Below are 17,810 nucleotides of genomic sequence, written 5' to 3'. Positions count from 1 at the left end.
ATGCCGAGGTGTCCTTCGTGACCGACCGTGCGTTCCCCCAGGGGGAGTCCCTGCCGGGCCTGTGGGAGCAGGCGGTGGAGGAGCTGGAGCGCGCTGTGGCTCCCCCCGTGTCCGGCGGCTGACGGGGAGCGGGCCCGCTCCGGCGGGCTCACACCTGCGCCTCCGGCCCCACCGGCGACGGCCGCGGTCAAGGAGGAGGCCGGTGCCCTGGGAGACCTGGCTGAGCGGCTCGCACCGCGTCGGCCCGAGGCGCGAGGCCGGATTCGGCAGGGGGGCCGGGGGCCGTGCCGCGCGCCCGGCGGCGGCCTGCTCGACGTTCACGGCGCAGTGCCCTGCGGTAGGTGCGGAAGTCGATCTCGATCCCGTGGCGGTAGGAGGAGGCGTAGGTCCTGCGGTGGCGCTGCCACTCGCGTCGGACGGACCGCTTCATGCGGGACGGCGGCGGCAGGGCTGCCGTCCCCTCGATCAGCTCGGCGATCCACTCCGCCTGCGCCTCCAGCAGCGGGAAGGCCGCGCCGGACGGCTGCGCGAGGCCCATGAAGAAGAGCCCCGGGAGCTCCGGCGGAACCGTGCGCAGATACAGCTCCGTACGGCCGTCGGGGGAGGAGAACACGTCCGGTTCCAGGAAGGGGAAGGAGATCCGGTACCCGGTGGTGTACACGACGTCGTCGATCCGCTCACGTGTCCCGTCGGTGAAGTCCGCCGAGTCACTTCCGAAACTGCTGACCCCGGGCTTCACCCCGATCGCACCCCGGGCCAGTTGGACGAGGAGTTCGTCCGAGGTGGAGGGGTGTGTGGTGAGCAGCGGGCGGGACGGCTCGGGAAGCCCGTAGCGGGAGAGGCTGCCGCGGGTCAGCCGGAGGAGGAGCCGCAGCGCCGGGCGCTTGATGAGGACCGGAAGATCCGAGACGGGGTTCGACACCAGATGGTCGGCGGGGCGGCCGAGGAGCATCTTGGGGAACACGTGCGCTCCGTCACGGGTGGAGAGAAAGGTGCGCGACGCCGTACGGGAGATCTCCGCCGCGATCTCGCACGCGGAGTTGCCCATCCCGACCACCAGGACCCGCCGGCCCGTGTACGGCAACGGGGTCCGGTAGGCGTGCGAGTGGACGGCGGTGCCTCCGAACCGCTCCGCCCCGGGCACGGGCGGGTCCGGGAGCCGGGGGTCCCAGTGGTGCCCGTTGGCCACCACCACCTCGCTGTAGCGCCGCACCGTGCCCGAGGTGCCCTCACCCCGGCGCCGGCAGGCGACCTCCCAGCCGCCGCCGGGCAGGGGACGTACCGCGGTCACCTCCGTGCCGAGCACGGTATGGCGGTGGAGGCCGAAGGACGCGGCGTAGTCCTCCAGGTAGGCCAGAACCTGGCTGTGGTGGGGGAAGAGCGGGTAGTGCTCCGGCATGGCCAGGGAGGCGAAGGACATGCTCTCCTTCGAGATGTTGGCGTGCAGCGAGGCGTAGACCCCGGACATTCCGTTGTCGTGGGGATACCGCCACAGCCCGCCGATGCCCGAGCCGGCTTCGTAGCAGTCGAACGGTATGTTCCGCGCCGCCAGGACCCGGCTCGCCGCCAGCCCCGACGGGCCGGCTCCGATCACGCATGTTCTCCGCATGGCTGACCTCCCGTACTCGTGACCGGGGAGCCTGCTCCCGCCGCGGTCCCGGTCACCTCAACGGCTCCCCGGAGGCCGCGGAGCGGCGTCGGCGGGCAAACCCCTCGCACGCATGACGGGGGCCACCGCGGGTTGACGAAGGGTTCCGGGGCCGGCCCCGGCTCCGTTTCCGTCGCACCACCCGCTCGTTGGGTACTGGCGGGCGCAGTCCACGTCCCCGTAGAAGCCGGCACGACGGAGCAGAGCGTTGGAAGTCAGAGATGTGCACCATTCCTACCGCCGGCACGCCGTCCTGCGCGGAGTCGACCTCGATCTGCGTCCGGGGGTACTCGCCGGGATCGTGGGCGAGAACGGTGCGGGCAAGTCGACGCTCCTGAAGATCCTTTCGGGCGAGATCGGACCGGACCTGGGCTCGGTGCACCACAGCGGCAGATTCGGCTACTGCCCCCAGTCCGTGGTCCTCGACGACTCCTTCACCGTCCGCCAGCACCTCGACTTCTTCAGATGCGCCTTCGGCCTCACCGACCTGCGGAGAGCCGAGGAAGTACTGGAGACCCTGGACTGCACCGCGTACCTCGACCGGCGTGCGGGTCTGCTCAGCGGCGGTACACGGCAGAAGCTCAACCTCACCCTCGCGCTCATGCACGACCCCGACGTGCTGCTCCTGGACGAGCCCTACCAGGGGTTCGACTGGGAGACGTATCTGCGCTTCTGGGACCTGGCGACGAAGCTGCGCGACACGGGACGCTCGGTCCTGGTCGTCTCCCACCTGGCGTACGACGTCGGCCGGCTGGACGAGCTGTGGCGCCTGGAGGACGGACGGCTGCACCGCCAGGAAGCCCGGCCGGAGAAGGGGGCGGTGACATGAGGACCAGCATGAGCATGAGGAGGCACTGGTCCCTGTTCGCCACAGCCTCCCGGTACGCACTGATCGGGCACGCCCGCAACCGGTTCGCCATGCTGCTGGTCGTGCTGTACGTGCCCGTCTGGATCGCCCTGGCCTACGTCACCATCCCGGACAGGCCGGCGCCCTTCCGGTTACGGGCCACAGGCGAGGTCCTCTCTCCGGCGGGCAACCAGCTCACCCAGATCACAGGTGCGTTGAACGCCGTGACCCTGATCGCCGGCTTCATGATGTTTGCCGCCACCTTCACCGGCGGAGCCTTCGACCGGCGCCTCGCGATGGCGGGTTACCCCCGGCCCCACCTGGTGCTCGCCAAACTCGCCGCGCTCACCCTGGCGTGCGCGGCCGTCGCTGCCTACGCGACGGCCGCCACCTGCGTCGGCTGGTCTCCGCGCCAGCCGCTGGTGCTCGCCGCGGCACTGTTCTGCGCAGCCATGACGTACGGAGCGCTCGGGGTGGTCTTCGGATCGGTGCTGGGCCGGGAGGTGGAGGGGATGTTCGCGATTCTCATGATCAGCATCCTTGATCTCGCCCTGCAGAATCCCCTGTCGAGCTCGGGTTCCGACAGTGCCGTCGTGCGGTACCTGCCCTCGTACGGCGCCGTGCAGGCCAGCATGTCGGCGGGATTCTCGACCGCATCGGCGTCACAGGGCATCACCATCCAGCTCCTCTGGCTGTTCGGAGCGTCCTTCGCGGGGTTCCTGGTCTTCCGCCGGCGCACCCGCGACGCACTCCCGCCGGTACGGAGGACAAGCCGGCCCGTGCCCGGCACGGACCCCGGGGCGGCGGCACCGCACGTCCCCCCGCAGGAGGACGCCCCCGCGCCGCGCGTCCGATCGCCGCGTCCTTGAATCACGGGCCCGCTCGTCCAGGGGCGTCAGCCGTGACCTCGGGGCCCCGTGATCGTTCTGCAGCCGGGCCGTCATTCGGGCCCGGACAAGAACCGACCTCTCCCAAGGAGTACCGCCCGCCATGTTCCTTTCGCGTACCGTCCAGCGTGCCGCTCTCACCGCGGTGATCGTGTCCGCCTCCGCACTGACCGTGCCCGCCTCCGCGCAGGCGGCGGAGCTGCCGCCCGCCTGTCAGACGGCCCTGCTCGAAACGCTCGACAAGTTCCCGGTCGTGGATTTCACGGTCCCCGAGAAGGTCCAGAACACCGTGCTGGTCGAGGTCCTCAACCTGAGCGAGGCCGATCAGGCCGCGTTCACGGAGCCGGCGTGCGCGGCCTGGAACAGCTGGGCCACCGCGAACGGCCAGGCAGTGGCCGGTGACCTGGACACCCGCTACCGGAGCGCCGCCGGGCCGGTGTGCAACAAGTTCGCCAGGTCCGCCCTCGCGACCATCAAGAAGTACGCACCCGACATCCCGGCCGGGACGCGGGAGCTGGAGAAGGTCGCCAAGAAGGTCTGGGGCACCTCCATGCAGAAGCTCGCGGACCAGGCCACCAACGCCGACTGCCAGCGGACCTACACCGCCGTGAAGGCCGGCTGGTAGCACGGACCGCCTCTCTCAGGCACAGGGCCCGACCGCCCCCGGAGCGATCGATGAGGGCGGCCCGGCTCGTGCGGCAGGAGGCTCAGCCCCGGACACCCGCCTTCCCGGCCGGCCCCGGCTCGTGCGTCCCGTCCTGTGCGGCCTTCGCCGCCTTCTCCCCTCGGGGCCATGAGGCCGGTGAGGGGCATGAGGAGCAGTACGCCGGGGCGGGCGAGGGCGGCCGGGCCCCGACGCGCTGCGTCAGGACCGTGCCGAGAGGGCCGTGTCGATCTCCCGTACGAACGGTTCCAGGTCGCCGGGGTTGCGTGAGGTGATCAGCGTCCAGCCACCGGAACCGTCGGTCACGACCGGTTCGTCGGTCCATTCGCCTCCCGCGTTGCGGATGTCGGTCCGCAGCGAGGCGTAGGAGGTCAGCCGCTTGTCGGTGAGGACGCCCGCTTCGACCAGCGCCCAGGGGCCGTGGCAGATGGCCGCGACAGGGCGTCCGGAGTCCGTGAAGGCACGGACGATCCCGGTGGCGGCGCTCTGGAGGCGGAGGGTGTCGGCGTTGAGAGTGCCGCCCGGGATGAGCAGCAGGTCGTAGTCCGCGGGGTCGGCGTCGGCCAGGGTGAGGTCGGGCCGGACGGTCTTCCCCGGATCCTTGTCACCGACCAGCGTCACGATGTCATCCATCGAGACGGCCGCGACATCGACCCGGGCCCCCGCACCACGGAGGTGGTCGAGGGGCACCAGGAGTTCGTCCTGTTCCACGCCGTAGTTGGTGACCACGGCCAGTACCTTCTGCTGCTCCACGTCGTTGTCGGTCATCGGCTGCCACCTTTCCTCGGGGCGGAACACCGGATCGTGGCCCGCAATCGTGACGTTCCCCCGATATGCGGAGCATATGCCTCCGGTGTCCGGGGCGGGCAGGGCAGGACATGGGGGAGAAGGCGGCCGGGCCGAGTGCCCCTCCGCCTCGCGGCACCCGACCGAGTGCCCCTGGCTCACGGCACCCGACCGAGTACCCCTGGCTTACGGCGACGGTGCCGTGCGGGGCCACCGGCCTGTGCCGCGCGGTTCAGGCCCTCTCGTCGTCCTGCTGGATGTGAACCGCCGCCTCCTCTGCGGAGGCCGCGCCTCCGTCGATGCCGACGTCGCGGCCCAGCACCCTGTTGTTGCGTACGGCCCCGGGCTGCTCGTCGGCGACGGCGACGCGGCCGGCACGTTCCTGCCCGGCCTCGTCCTCCTCCGGGCCGTTGTCCTCCGGCTCGTCGTCGGCCCGGTCCGCCCCGAGAGGATCCTCCTCGGGCCGCTCCTGAGCGAGACGCTGGTCGAGGGACTCGCCCTGCCTCTGCTCCTCGCCGGTGGTCCCGTACTTCGACACGCCCAGGGGCTTCTCCGGCGGGGAGTAACCCGTGTCCAGCATGTCGTCGAGATCGGGCTCGTCGATCACGTTCTGCGGGTCGAGATCGTCCGTCGGCCTGTTGTCCGAGTCCGACCCGTCCGGCTGGTAGACGTCGTCACCGCGTCCTGTTTCCGACATCGGGACGCTCCTTCCCTTGAGGTTGCCGTATCCGCCGTCGCCCGTTCCGGGACCGCACGGCGTCGTCGCTCTCCTGCCCACGGACGCGCATCTCAGTGATGCGGTTCTCCCCGGTCGCCACTCGTCCTGCGGGAGGCCCGGTTCGACTGCCGCGCGGGGCGGAAGTCCTGGCCGGAGCCCTCGCGGCCGGACCCCGTCGGCCCCGGCAGCTTATGGCCGATCCCCAGCCGCTGCGACCGGGAAGGGCCGCGGGGCCGTGCCGGAAAGGGAGAGGCACGGTGCCCCGGGACAGGTCTGGAGGGGCCAGGAGGGGGCAGACGGCGAACGCCGGGGCGAGGCCCGGCCCACTCGTAGCCCGAGGGGCACCGAACCGACGGGAAAGCGATGCCGACCGACACACCGGAAAGACGCACAGCCCTCCTCGGCGGGCAGCTGTCCGCCATGCCGCTTCCTGCCGGGGGCATGGGCCGGGCCGCAGGAATCATCACCTCGGCGGCGGTCTGCCAGACGGCCCTGATGGTGGGGCTCGGGCTCCTGCTCACCGGGCCGGCGGCACGCCTGTGGCCGCTGACGTACGAGGACGAGGTCAGCGAGGCGCTGGAGCGGGCACGCACCGGCACGCTGAACACGGTGTCCCTCGTGGTGTCCGAGGCCGGCAACACGGCCACCGTCGTGGCCGGCACCCTCCTGGCCTGTCTCGGGCTGCTCCTGGTCCCGCAGCTTCCGCGGTGGCGGGACGCGCTCTACCTGGCTGTCGCCGTCTCGCTGCAGTCCCTGGTCTTCCTGGTCATCACCGCAGCGGTGGACCGCACCCGGCCGGATGCCGAACGGCTCGACGCCTCGCCCCCCACCTCCAGCTACACCTCCGGACACACCGGGGCGGCGACCGCCCTCTACGCCGGCCTCGCGGTCCTGATCCTGCACCGGACGAAGGCTCCCTGGCGCAGGGCGGTCGCGATGCTGCTGCTGCTCGTGCCCCTGCTGGTGGGCCTCGCCAGGGCCTACCGGGGGATGCACCATCCGACGGACATCGCGGGAGGTCTGCTCAACGGCGGACTCTCCTTGCTGATCGTCGGCCGCGCCCTGCTGACCGGACCGCATGTGCCCGCCACCGCACCCGCCGGTACGGCGGCGCGCCAGGAGCCCGCCACCGGGACGCCGGACGGGCAGGCCACCGGACGCACCACGGTGGTCTTCAACCCCACCGTCACCGACGAGGCGGCCTGCGCCGCGCTCCGGCGGGTCCTGGAGGACCACGGCCACCACGGAGCGGACTTCGTGCCGACCACGGCCGGGGACCCGGGGAAGGGGCAGACGGAACGCGCGGTGCGCGAAGGGGCGGCACTCGTCGTGGTCTGCGGCGGTGACGGGACGGTCCGCGCCGCCGCGGAGGCGCTGGCCGGCACCGGCATACCGCTCGCGGTGGTGCCCTGCGGCACGGGCAACCTCCTCGCCCGCAACCTGGGCCTGCCGGTGAAGCCGGCCCAGGCGCTGGCCGTCGCACTGCGCGGTGTCCCGCACCGTCTCGACCTCGGGCGGATCGAGGGGGACGGCATGCCACCCGCACACTTCACGGTGATGGCCGGGGCAGGACTCGACGCCGCGATGCTGGAGAGCACCAGTGACCGCGCCAAGGCCCTCCTCGGGTGGCCCGCCTATGTGATGGCGGGCCTGCGGGAGCTGCGCGCGCCCCGGATGCGCCTGACGGTGGGGATCGACGGAGCGCGGCCCCTGCGGCGCACCGGGAGGATGGTGCTCATAGCCAACACCGGGAAGGTGCAGGGCGGCGCGGCCCTGGTACCGGCCGCGGAACCGGACGACGGACTGCTCGACCTCATGATCCTCGATCCGCGCGGACCGGCGGGCTGGCTGAGCGCCGTGGCGTCGCTGGCACGCCGCTGGCCCGAGGGGCGGACCGGCCGCGCGGACGGGTCCCCTCCCGTGGAGTACTTCACCTTCCGCCACGCGGACATCCGCTTCGAGGAGGCGCAGCCGCGTGAGCTGGACGGCGATCCCGTGCCCCCGGGCCGACGTCTCACCGCGCAGGTCAGACCTGGCGCGCTGACCGTACTCATGCCTGACGGAGGAGAGTGAGATGGGCACCGCCACCAGGGTCCCGCAGACCCGCGACATGGTCGGCAGCGAGCTGTCCGGCGACGAGGCACTGACCACCCTGCGGCGTTACGGCCGCTGGCCACTGCTGCGTGACTCCTTCGTCCGCTTCCGGTACGCCGACGGCTTCAGCAACTCCCGGGCGCTCGCCCTGCAGACCGTGCTGGCCGTCGTTCCCCTGGTCATCGTATTCGTCGGGCTCTCCACCACCCTGCACACGGAAAACCTGGGCAGGGTCGCGGAACTGACGATCCAACGCATCACGGCGGGGCCCAGCGCCGAGGTGGTCCAGGACGCGCTGGACCGCAGCCGGCACGGAGCAGGCGACGGGACCCAGATCGCCCTGTGGTTCGGGCTGCTGTTCTCCCTGGCCAACACCACGACCGCGATGTGCCAGATAGAGCGCGGCGCCAACCGCATCTACGGGGTCGAGCGCGACCGGGTGTTCCATCTGAAGTACCTGCGCGGGCTGGTGATGTCGATGACCGCCGGCATCCCTCTCGGCGTCGGCTTCATCGCGATGGTGGCCGGCGGCGACCTGGTGGCGGCCGTGGTCGACGTGTACGACCTCGGCGCCGGTGCCCGGTCCGCGTGGGACCTGCTGCGCTGGCCCGCGGGGGTGGTCCTCGTGATCCTCTCGGCGAGCGCCATCTTCCGCCGCTCCCCGAGGCGCCGGCAGCCGGGGTACACCTGGCTGGCGTTCGGCGCCGCCGTCTACCTGGTGCTCTGGACGGCTCTGACCTGGCTGTTCAGCCTCTACCTGGAGATCAGCGGCTCGTTCGACACCGTGTACGGCCCGCTCACGGCATTCATGTCCCTCCTGCTCTGGGCCTACCTCACCTCCATCGCCCTCTTCCTCGGCCTCTCCTTCGCCGCCCAGCTGGAGGCGGTGCGGGCCAGGCAGCCCGGACCCGTACAGCCCGACCCAGGAGTCTGAATGACTGTCCGCACCACCGCCCGGGCCCCACGACGGAGCCGTCGGGACGCCGACCGCAGATTCGGGATCCGGCTGTTCGGGTCCGCAGCCGTCGCCGCAGCCGCCGCCGTCCTCTTCGGGCTCCTGCTCGTCCTCGTGGAGAGCGGATGGCATCCGCTGCGGCGCCTGGACGCGGGCGCGGCACGGTGGCTGAACCGGACCGCCCTCGACCACCCGGCGTGGACGGGCACCCTGCGTTTCTTCTCCGACGTGGTGTGGGATCCCGTGACCCTGCGTGCGGCGGTCGCGGTGCTCACCCTGTGGCTGGTGCACCGCCGGGCCTGGCGTCTGGCCGCATGGGCGGCCGTCACCGCGGTGGGCGGAGGGCTGACGGGTCTGCTGGTGAAGGTGGTGGTCGAGCGTGCGAGGCCTGAGCTGCCGGATCCGGTGGCCCACGCCCCCGGCTTCTCCTTCCCCTCGGGCCACGCGATGACGGCCATGACCTCGTTCGCGATCCTGCTGCTCGTCCTCCTGCCCATGGTGCGCCGCGGAGCCCGTCCCCTGTTCCTGGCCGTGGCGGTGGTCTCCGTCCTGGGCGTCGGATTCACCCGCGTCGCACTCGGCGTCCACTGGTTCAGCGACGTGCTCGGCGGCTGGACGCTCGGGCTGGCGGTGGTGGCACTGACGGGCTGGTCCTTCGAGGCGTGGCGCGCCGAGGCGGGCCTAGGCCGGACCGAGGTGTCCGAGGGGCTGGAGCCGGAACTGAGCGGTGACGATCCCGAGGGAGACGGTTCCGCTCACTGAAGGGAACGCTTGTTCTAGTACGGGAGTAGGGTTGCCGCCATGTCCGTCCACCTCCAGGGCTCGCTCTTCGACCAGGCCGACCGTCCGCGCCTCGGCCCTCTCGCCGGGCTGCGCAGGACGGTCCTGGGTGACGGCGCGTGGATCGACCTGCTGCCGGGCTGGCTGAGCGGCGCCGACGAGCTCTTCGCCGAGCTCGCGGACGGGGTGCCCTGGCGGGCCGAGCGCCGGCGGATGTACGGCCGGACGGTCGACGTGCCCAGACTGCTCGCCTTCTACCGCGCCCAGGACGCCCTGCCGAGCCCCGTCCTCGACGAGGCCCGGGACGCGCTGTCCCGCCACTACGGCGACGAGCTGGGCGAGCCCTTCACCACGGCCGGGCTCTGCTACTACCGGGACGGGCGCGACAGCGTCGCCTGGCACGGCGACCTGACCGGACGCAGCGCGCACGAGGACACGATGGTGGCGATCCTCTCCCTCGGCGCTCCGCGTGATCTGCTCCTGCGCCCCTGCCGCGGAGGCGGCACGGTGCGCCGGCCGCTGGGCCACGGTGACCTGATCGTCATGGGCGGCTCCTGCCAGCGCACCTGGCAGCACGCCGTTCCCAGGACCGCGCATGCCCAGGGGCCGCGGATCAGCGTCCAGTACCGCCCCCGCGGAGTGCGCTGACGCGACGGGGAAGAGCCGCACGACTCTCCCGGAAGATGCCCCCGCATGCCGGCCGCCCCTCAGGGCAGGCGCTGCGGAGTGCACGAAAACTTCCTACCGAGGGGCACCCGCATGCCGCACGAGCAGCGCAAGAACATCTTCGTCGTCGGCCTGGACGACTCCAACCTGCCGATGCTGGAAGCGGTCCCGGACGCCGGTGCCTACCGGTTCCACCGTCTGCTGACCATAGGGGAACTGCAGGAGGGCGAGGTGTCCGTGCCGGACCTGATGGACCGTGCCCGGGCCGTTCTCGACGCGCACGAGGGCAGCATCGACGCGATCGTCGGGTACTGGGACTTCCCGGTGAGCACCCTCGTCCCGATGCTCGGCAAGGAGTACGGAGTGCGCACGACCAGCCTCGAATCCGTCGTCAAGTGCGAGCACAAGTACTGGAGCAGGCTGGAACAGCAGAAGGTCATCGACGAGCACCCCCGATTCGGCCGGGTGGACCTGGAGGCGGACGACCCGAAGCCCCCCGAAGGGGTCGACTTCCCCATGTGGCTCAAGCCGGCTCTCGCCTACTCGTCCGAGCTGGCCTTCGGCGTCTCGGACATGACGGAGTTCCGGAAGGCCGTCGAGGAGATCCGGGCGGGCATAAGCCGGGTCGGCAGGCCCTTCGACACCGTGCTCGGCCTGCTGGACCTCCCCCCGGAGATGGAGGGCGTGGGAGGAGAGGTCTGTCTGGCCGAGGAGGCGATGACCGGCATCCAGGTGGCTGTCGAGGGGTACGTGTACCAGGGCAGGGCGACCGTGTACGGCGTACTGGACTCGATCAACTACCCGGCCTCCCCGTGCTTCCTGCGCCATCAGTACCCGAGCAGCCTCCCCGCCCCGGTCATCCGCAAGCTGCACGAGGTCAGCGAACGGACCATGCAGCAGATCGGCATGGAGTCGGCCACCTTCAGCATCGAGTACTTCTACGATCCGAAGACGCAGGACATCAGCCTCCTGGAGATCAACCCGCGGCACTCGCAGTCCCACGCCGAACTCTTCGACTACGTCGACGGCGCACCCAACCACCACCGCATGATCAGCCTCGCGCTGGACCGCGACCCCGCACTGCCCGGCGGCAAGGGGCCCTACGCCATGGCCGCCAAGTGGTACTACCGCTGGTTCGGCGACGGCAAGGTGCACGAGGTGCCCACCCCGGAGCGGATCGCCGCCATCGAGCGCGAGATACCCGGTGTGCGCATCGACGTCGTACCCGAGGAGGGACAGAAGCTCTCCACGGTCTCCCAGCAGGACAGCTACAGCTACGAGGTCGCCCACATCTTCACCGGGGGCGACGACGAGAAGGACCTGCGCCGCAAGTTCGACCGGTGCGTGGCCGCCCTCGGACTCACCTTCGACGAGACGGAGCCGGGAGGCCGCGGTACGAAGACCCGGTGATCCGTCAGGTCCAGCACGACGAAAGGAGGTCGCCCAGGCATGCGCTACGTCGACCAGCTGCCCTGCGCGATCCAGGAAGAGAAGCACGTCACGATCCCCATGGAGGACGGGGTGAAGCTCTCCGCACGGATCTGGCGCCCCACCGCCTCCGACACGGATCCCGTGCCGGCCGTTCTGGAGTACATCCCGTACCGGAAGAACGACCTCACCTCCGAGCGTGACGCCATCCACCACCCCTACATCGCCGGACACGGCTACGCCTGCGTACGCGTCGACCTGCGGGGGACCGGCGAGTCGGAGGGCGTGCTGCTGGACGAGTACCTCGAACAGGAGCAGAGCGACGCCGAGGCGGTGCTGGCCTGGCTCGCCGAGCAGCCCTGGTGCGACGGGAACACCGGGATGATGGGCATCTCCTGGGGAGCCTTCGCCGCCCTGCAGACGGCCGCACGCAGGCCGCCGAGCCTGCGCGCCATCTGCATCGCGTCGTTCACCGACGACAGGTACGCGGACGACATGCACTACCTCGGCGGCGCGATGCTGTCCGACAACCTGGCCGAGGCCGGGACCATGTTCGCGTACGCCACCTGCCCGCCCGACCGGGCCGTGGTCGGCGAGCGCTGGCGGGAGATGTGGCGGGAGCGGCTCGACGCCGCACGCCCCTGGGTCCTGGAGTGGCTGCGCCACCAGCAGCGGGACGGCTACTGGCGCCACGCCAGCCTGAGCGAGGACTACTCGGCCCTGCAATGCCCGGTACTCGCCTCCAGCGGCTGGGCGGACGGTTACTCCAACGCCGTGACCCGGCTGCTCAGCAACGTCGACGTCCCGCGCAAGGGACTGATCGGCCCCTGGTCGCACAAGCTCCCGCACCTCGGCGAACCGGGACCGGCCATCGGATACCTCCAGGAGGTCGTCCGCTGGTGGGACCACTGGCTCAAGGGCGTCGACAACGGCGTCATGGACGGTCCCATGCTCAAGGCGTGGATGCAGGAGAGCGTCCCGCCCTCGACCTCGTACGAGGAACGGCCGGGCCGCTGGGTCGGCGAGCCCTCCTGGCCCTCCCCGAACATCGGGGAAGCCGTCTTCCCGCTGTGCGACGCGGCCCTCGGGATGCCGGACGGCGGCAGCGAGCAGGAGGACCGGGTCCGGACGGTGCAGTCGCCGCTGTCCGTCGGACAGTTCGCCGGCAAATGGGCCTCGTACAACGCTCCGCCGGACCTGCCCTACGACCAGCGCGAGGAGGACGGCGGCTCCCTCGTCTTCCAGACCGAGCCGCTGACCGAGCGGATCGAGATCCTCGGGGCACCCGCCGTCGTCCTGGAGGTGGCCGCGGACGCCCCGGTCGCGCAGGTCAACGTCAGGCTGTCCGACGTGGCACCGGACGGGCGCTCGACCCGGGTCACCTACGGGGTGCTCAACCTCACCCACCGCGACAGCGAGGAAGCCCCCGAGGCCCTGGAGCCGGGCAGGCGCTACCGGGTGCGCGTGCCGCTCCACGGCGTCGCGCAGGCGTTCCCGCCCGGGCACCGCATCCGGCTGTCGCTGTCCACCTCGTACTGGCCCCTCGTGTGGCCGGCGCCCCGGCCGGCGCTGCTCAGCGTGTACGAGAAGGGCAGCACCCTCACCCTGCCGGTCCGCCCGGGTGACGTGCCGGAGGACAAGGCGCTGCCGCCCTTCGGCGAACCCGAGGGCTGCGCGCCCCCCGCCGTCACCCGGCTGAGCGAGCCGGAGCAGGCGTGGACCGTGTCCAGGGACCTCGTGAACTACCGGTCGGTGCTCGACATCGTGAAGGACCGCGGACTCCAGCGGCACGAGGACACCGGGATCGAAACCGGGCTGAGGGCCTGCGAGAAGTACAGCTGGGTGGGTGAGGACTTCGGGTCCGTACGCGGTGAATCGGCCTGGGAGATGCGTTTCGGACGCCCCGGCTGGGACATCCGGGTCGAGACACGAACCGTGCTGACCTCGGACGAGGAGACCTTCCACGTGGACGCCACGCTCGACGGGTACGAGGACGGCCGCCGGGTCTTCTCCCGTACCTGGAACGAACAGATCCCCAGAAAGAACGTCTGACCTGCCCGTCGGCGGGCCGCTGCCGAAAGAGTGACGGCGCGGTGTCCGCCGTGGCAGCCAGGCCCTGCTACGGCAGGAATGCATACGTGTGACCGGACGGCTCACCGCGCCGCATCCACCGGTACGCCGGTCCGGTGACGGGCTACATCTCAGGAGGACGAGAAGTGAAGAAGAAGCAGGGAAACGAGCCGATTCCGGGCGCGCCCGGCAGCATGCCGCCGTCGGTGGAGGAGCCGACCGCCCCTCGCGAGCCGCTGCCCCCCAAGGACGACCAGACCGGCCCCGAGACGGTGAGCCCGACCGGCCAGCCCACCGGAGCCGACCAGGCACGCAACGCTCAGAGCGGTGCCTACCTGACCACCGCACAGGGCGCCCGACTGTACGACACCGACCACTCCCTGAAGGCCGGCCCACGCGGCCCGGTCCTGCTCCAGGACCACCACCTCCGGGAGAAGATCACCCACTTCGACCACGAGCGCATCCCGGAGCGCGTGGTGCACGCCCGGGGCGCCGCTGCGCACGGGGTGTTCCGCGGCTACGGGAGCGCGGCGAAGATCTCGAAGGCCGCCTTCCTGGCGAAGGACGTGGAGACACCGGTCTTCGTCCGGTTCTCCACCGTGCTCGGCTCCCGCGGATCGGCCGACACCGTGCGCGACACCCGCGGCTTCGCCACGAAGTTCTACACCGAGGAAGGCGTCTTCGACCTCGTCGGGAACAACATCCCGGTCTTCTTCATCCAGGACGCCATCAAGTTCCCCGACATCATCCACGCGGGCAAACCGCACCCCGACCGGGAGATCCCGCAGGCACAGAGCGCCCACGACACGTTCTGGGACTTCGTCACCCTGCACTCCGAGGCGACCCACCACACGCTGTGGAACATGTCCGACCGCGGTATCCCGCGCTCGTACCGCACGATGGAGGGCTTCGGCGTCCACACCTTCCGGCTCGTCAACGCCGAAGGCGCCACCACCCTGGTCAAATTCCACTGGAAGCCCAAGCTGGGGGTCCACTCGCAGGTCTGGGAGGAGGCCCAGATCGCGGGAGGCGTCGACCCGGACTTCCACCGCCGGGACCTCGCCGACGCCATCGAGGCCGGCGCCTATCCCCAGTGGGAGCTGGGCGTCCAGACGTTTCCCGACACCCCTGACCAGATGTTCCAGGGCATCGACCTGCTCGACCCGACGAAGATCGTCCCGGAGGAGCTCGCGCCGGTACAGCCGATCGGCCTGATGACACTTGACGCCAACCCGTCGAACTTCTTCGCCGAGACGGAGCAGGTCGCCTTCCACGTCGGCAACATGGTGCCGGGCATCGACGTCACCAACGACCCGCTGCTCCAGGGCCGGCTGTTCAGTTACCTCGACACCCAGCTCACCCGGCTCGGCGGCCCCAACTTCCCGCAGCTGCCCATCAACCGGACGCACGCCCCGGTCAACGACATGCTGCGGGACGGCATGCACCAGACGGCGGTCCACCGGGGAGTCGCGCCGTACCGGCCCAACTCCCTCGACGGAGGCTGCCCGTTCCTGGCGGGAGCGGACAACGGGGCGTTCGTCGAGGTGCCCGCCGAGGTCGCCGCGAGCCTCAAGGTACGCGAGGCCCCCGAGTCCTTCGACGACCACTTCAGCCAGCCCCGCCTCTTCTGGCTCAGCATGACTCCCGTGGAGCGCGAACACATCATCGCCGCCTACACCTTCGAGCTGGGCAAGTGCTACGAGCAGGCGATCAAGGAGCGTGCCCTCAAGGTGCTCGCCCGGATCGACGCCCAGCTGTGCGAGCAGGTCGCCGCCGGCCTGGGGCTGCCGGCCCCCGAGCCGGACGGACCCCTCGCGACCCCGGAACCGAGCCCCGCCCTGTCCCAGGTCGGCGGGGTCTGGCCGGTGGACGGACGGATCATCGGCATCATCGCCGACAAGGACGCCGACCTCGACGGTGTCCGGGCGGTACGCGACGCGGTGCAGGCCGGCGGCATGGTGCCGCTGGTCATCGCCCCCGCCGGCGGTGTCCTCGACGCGGACGGCGACCCGGTCACCGTCCAGCGGACCTACGCCACCGCCCGTTCCGTCGAGTTCGACGCCGTCCTGCTCGCCGGTGCGCCCGGTGCGGGCGCCGACGCGATCGGTGCGCGGGACGCCAAGGCGGGCGCGGCCGGCACCGCCGCCACCGACCCCCGGGTGCTCCTGCTGCTGAACGAGGCGTACCGGCATGCCAAGGCGATCGGCACGTGGGCGGGCGGTGACCGTGTCCTGGCTTCCGCGGGCGTACCCCAGGACGCACCGGGCGTGGTGAGCGCGGGCACGGGCAGCGAGGTGCTGGAAGAGGTCCAGCAGCTCCTGGGCAAGCACCGGGTCTGGGACCGCTTCCCCTCCACGGTCTGACACAGCTGCCGGCTGTCCGGCACGACGCCAGGGAACAGGCCGGAGGCGGCGCCCGGAGTACGGGCGCCGCCTCCGGCGCGTGCGGGGACCGCAGCATCACGGGCTGCGCGGAGCGGGGGAGGGCAGCGGAGCTGCCGGTGTCAGCGGGTGACGCGGAAGCTGTGGATCTGGTCGGCGCCGCCGAGGCCGGCTCCGGACTTGTCGACCACGTAGGCGGTGCCGTCGACGACGGTGACGTGGTTGGGGTTCGTGCCCGTGGTCACGGTCCGGACGACGGTGCCCTTGCGCGGGTCGACGACCGTCGCCGTGGCGGCGGTGCGGTTGACGACCACGACGTTGCCCGTGCGGTCGTCGTCGGCGACGGACAGGGCGCCCGCACCCGTCGCGACGGACCTGGTGACGAGCCCCTTCTTGAGGTCGATCACCGAGAGGTCGCCGCCGGTCTGGTTGGCGGTGTAGGCGGTCCTGCCGTTCTTGGACAGTGCGATCGAGATCGGGCCGTCACCGGCGGGGATGAGCCGCGGCGTGGCGGACTTGGCGGTGGCCTCGATGACCTGGTCGCCGTTGAGGTCCGCGGCGTACGCGGTGCCGGTCCGCTCGTTCACGACCAGGCCGGTCGGCCCGGCCCCTGTGACGGTGATCCGCTGCTTCTCCTTGAACGTCCTGGAGTCGAAGGCGACGAGGGAGCCGTCCTCGAAGGCACTCGCCCACACGGTGTTGTGGCGTTCGTCCACGACGATCTCACGGGCGTGGTTCACGTCAGGGAGGGTGGCGAGGTGCTCTCCGGTGCGCTGGCTGTACACGGCGACGGTGTTGTTGCGGGTGTTCGTCGTCCAGACCGTGTTGTGCTCGTCGTCCGCGGCTACGCCGTAGACGGCTTCCAGCGCACCCGTGGCGGCGTCGGTGACGGGCGGGGTGATGGTCTGCTTCACCTTGAGGGTCTTCGGGTCGACCTTGAGCAGACTGGAGGCCACGACCGGCGGACGGCCCACGGCGGCGGTGGTCCACAGGACGTTGTTCCGCTCGGAGTACGAGGACTGGTAAAGGCCCTTCACGAGCGGCGCGACCGTGACGGCGCCGGCGGAGGTGTGCGCGGAAGCGGTGCCCGACAGCGCGGCGGTGCTGCCTACGGCGATCACGAGAGCGACGGCGGCGCGGGTGACGGTGCGACGGCTTCTGTTGGACGAGGTCATGCGGGGGTCAACTCCCTGGCAGGGTTCAGCGGGAAACGCAACAGTTGTAACTTAGCTTAGGCTTGCCTAAGTAAAGTACCCTTGGGTGTGTGACCTGCGCAACAAGGCTACCGCTGGGGCTCGCGTTGTCCCACGGGAGATAAGGTGACCCTAAGTCGCTGTTCCCCGTTGTTCGGAGTCCCTCTCGTGATCACGTCAGTGCCGCCGCAAGACGCCCCGCGCCGGCCGCCTCGGACCGCGCGCCCGGACGGAGTGCCGCGGCTCCGGGAACCGGGCTGCCGGCTCCCCGCCCCGGGGGAGACCGAGGAATTCTGGGCGGCCGTACGCAGCAGCGGCACCCCCCTCGTCTCTCCGGACCCGCAGGGCAGCCCCGACCACCGGGCGGTGACGTTCCTGTGGCGCGGCACCCCCGCCACCCGTGCCGTGCAGGTACTGCCCAACAAGCTCGGCGACCCGCGCGCGCCCGAGGGCAACCTGATGGAGCGGGTACCCGGCACCGACGTGTGGCACTGGTCGCTGCGGCTGCGCCACGACTGGCGCGGAACGTACGACTTCTACGTGGACGAGGGCGGCGGCCCCGGGCCCGGTACCGCCGGCTACTGGCAGTGGCTGCGCAGCCGGCCCCGGCACGACCCGCTCAACGGCCGCACCCTGCCGCGCCGCTGGAGCGGCGCACCGGTGTCCTACGCCGAACTCCCGGCCGCGCCCGGC

Annotated in this window: 15 protein-coding genes; 11 read left to right on the top strand and 4 right to left on the bottom strand. The window is 71.2% G+C overall.

Going from position 1 to position 17,810, the window contains the following annotated elements; all coding sequences use genetic code 11:
* Positions 1 to 187 precede the first annotated feature (187 nt).
* Positions 188 to 1,594 carry a flavin-containing monooxygenase gene (locus tag VN520_RS06615; RefSeq protein WP_325745900.1) on the bottom strand — a complete coding sequence of 469 codons (1,407 nt, stop codon included), beginning with the start codon at positions 1,592 to 1,594 and terminating at the stop codon, positions 188 to 190.
* Between the two features lie 262 nt (positions 1,595 to 1,856).
* Between VN520_RS06615 and VN520_RS06610 the strand changes: the two genes are divergently transcribed.
* From VN520_RS06610 to VN520_RS06600, 3 genes are all read left to right on the top strand, one after another.
* Positions 1,857 to 2,477 carry an ABC transporter ATP-binding protein gene (locus VN520_RS06610; protein WP_325745899.1) on the top strand — a complete coding sequence of 207 codons (621 nt, stop codon included), beginning with the start codon at positions 1,857 to 1,859 and terminating at the stop codon, positions 2,475 to 2,477.
* Between the two features lie 14 nt (positions 2,478 to 2,491).
* Positions 2,492 to 3,364 carry an ABC transporter permease gene (locus VN520_RS06605; protein ID WP_325745903.1) on the top strand — a complete coding sequence of 291 codons (873 nt, stop codon included), beginning with the start codon at positions 2,492 to 2,494 and terminating at the stop codon, positions 3,362 to 3,364.
* Positions 3,365 to 3,485: 121 nt separating this feature from the next.
* On the top strand, positions 3,486 to 4,007 hold the full coding sequence (locus VN520_RS06600) for a hypothetical protein (RefSeq protein ID WP_325745898.1): 522 nt from the start codon (positions 3,486 to 3,488) through the stop codon (positions 4,005 to 4,007).
* A 240-nt stretch (positions 4,008 to 4,247) separates the two neighbouring features.
* Here the strand turns inward: VN520_RS06600 and VN520_RS06595 are convergent, their stop codons facing one another.
* Positions 4,248 to 4,814 carry a type 1 glutamine amidotransferase domain-containing protein gene (locus tag VN520_RS06595; RefSeq protein ID WP_325745897.1) on the bottom strand — a complete coding sequence of 189 codons (567 nt, stop codon included), beginning with the start codon at positions 4,812 to 4,814 and terminating at the stop codon, positions 4,248 to 4,250.
* Between the two features lie 250 nt (positions 4,815 to 5,064).
* On the bottom strand, positions 5,065 to 5,529 hold the full coding sequence (locus VN520_RS06590; protein WP_325745896.1) for a DUF5709 domain-containing protein: 465 nt from the start codon (positions 5,527 to 5,529) through the stop codon (positions 5,065 to 5,067).
* 384 nt (positions 5,530 to 5,913) lie between these two features.
* Between VN520_RS06590 and VN520_RS06585 the strand changes: the two genes are divergently transcribed.
* The 7 genes from VN520_RS06585 to VN520_RS06555 all read left to right on the top strand — a co-directional run bounded on the left by VN520_RS06585 (position 5,914) and on the right by VN520_RS06555 (position 15,906).
* Positions 5,914 to 7,623, top strand: coding sequence for a diacylglycerol kinase family protein (locus VN520_RS06585; protein ID WP_414719782.1), 1,710 nt, complete (start codon positions 5,914 to 5,916; stop codon positions 7,621 to 7,623).
* A 1-nt stretch (position 7,624) separates the two neighbouring features.
* Positions 7,625 to 8,578 (top strand): YihY/virulence factor BrkB family protein, encoded by a 954-nt coding sequence (locus VN520_RS06580; RefSeq protein WP_325745895.1) that lies wholly within the window; start codon positions 7,625 to 7,627, stop codon positions 8,576 to 8,578.
* A complete protein-coding gene (locus tag VN520_RS06575; RefSeq protein WP_325745894.1) occupies positions 8,579 to 9,361 on the top strand; it encodes a phosphatase PAP2 family protein in 783 nt (260 codons plus the stop codon). It abuts the gene before it with no gap.
* Positions 9,362 to 9,400: 39 nt separating this feature from the next.
* On the top strand, positions 9,401 to 10,027 hold the full coding sequence (locus VN520_RS06570; RefSeq protein WP_325745893.1) for an alpha-ketoglutarate-dependent dioxygenase AlkB: 627 nt from the start codon (positions 9,401 to 9,403) through the stop codon (positions 10,025 to 10,027).
* Between the two features lie 111 nt (positions 10,028 to 10,138).
* Positions 10,139 to 11,455: an ATP-grasp domain-containing protein gene (locus tag VN520_RS06565; RefSeq protein WP_325745892.1), complete on the top strand. Its 1,317-nt coding sequence runs from the start codon at positions 10,139 to 10,141 to the stop codon at positions 11,453 to 11,455.
* A gap of 39 nt (positions 11,456 to 11,494) precedes the next feature.
* Positions 11,495 to 13,525 (top strand): CocE/NonD family hydrolase, encoded by a 2,031-nt coding sequence (locus VN520_RS06560; protein WP_325745891.1) that lies wholly within the window; start codon positions 11,495 to 11,497, stop codon positions 13,523 to 13,525.
* A 212-nt stretch (positions 13,526 to 13,737) separates the two neighbouring features.
* Entirely contained in the window at positions 13,738 to 15,906 is a 2,169-nt protein-coding gene (locus tag VN520_RS06555) for a catalase (RefSeq protein WP_325745901.1), read from the top strand.
* Between the two features lie 140 nt (positions 15,907 to 16,046).
* Here VN520_RS06555 and VN520_RS06550 read toward each other — a convergent pair whose 3' ends face one another.
* Positions 16,047 to 17,099: a YncE family protein gene (locus VN520_RS06550; RefSeq protein ID WP_325745890.1), complete on the bottom strand. Its 1,053-nt coding sequence runs from the start codon at positions 17,097 to 17,099 to the stop codon at positions 16,047 to 16,049.
* Between the two features lie 186 nt (positions 17,100 to 17,285).
* Here VN520_RS06550 and VN520_RS06545 point away from each other — a divergent pair.
* Positions 17,286 to 17,810: enterochelin esterase domain-containing protein (locus VN520_RS06545; protein WP_325745889.1), on the top strand; the 525-nt coding region annotated here is incomplete at its 3' end.

The organism is Streptomyces sp. (assembly GCF_035563135.1).
Taxonomy (GTDB): Bacteria; Actinomycetota; Actinomycetes; order Streptomycetales; family Streptomycetaceae; genus Streptomyces.
The sequence above is the reverse complement of the archived record's forward strand: the minus strand, read 5'-3'. Positions and strand labels throughout refer to the sequence as shown.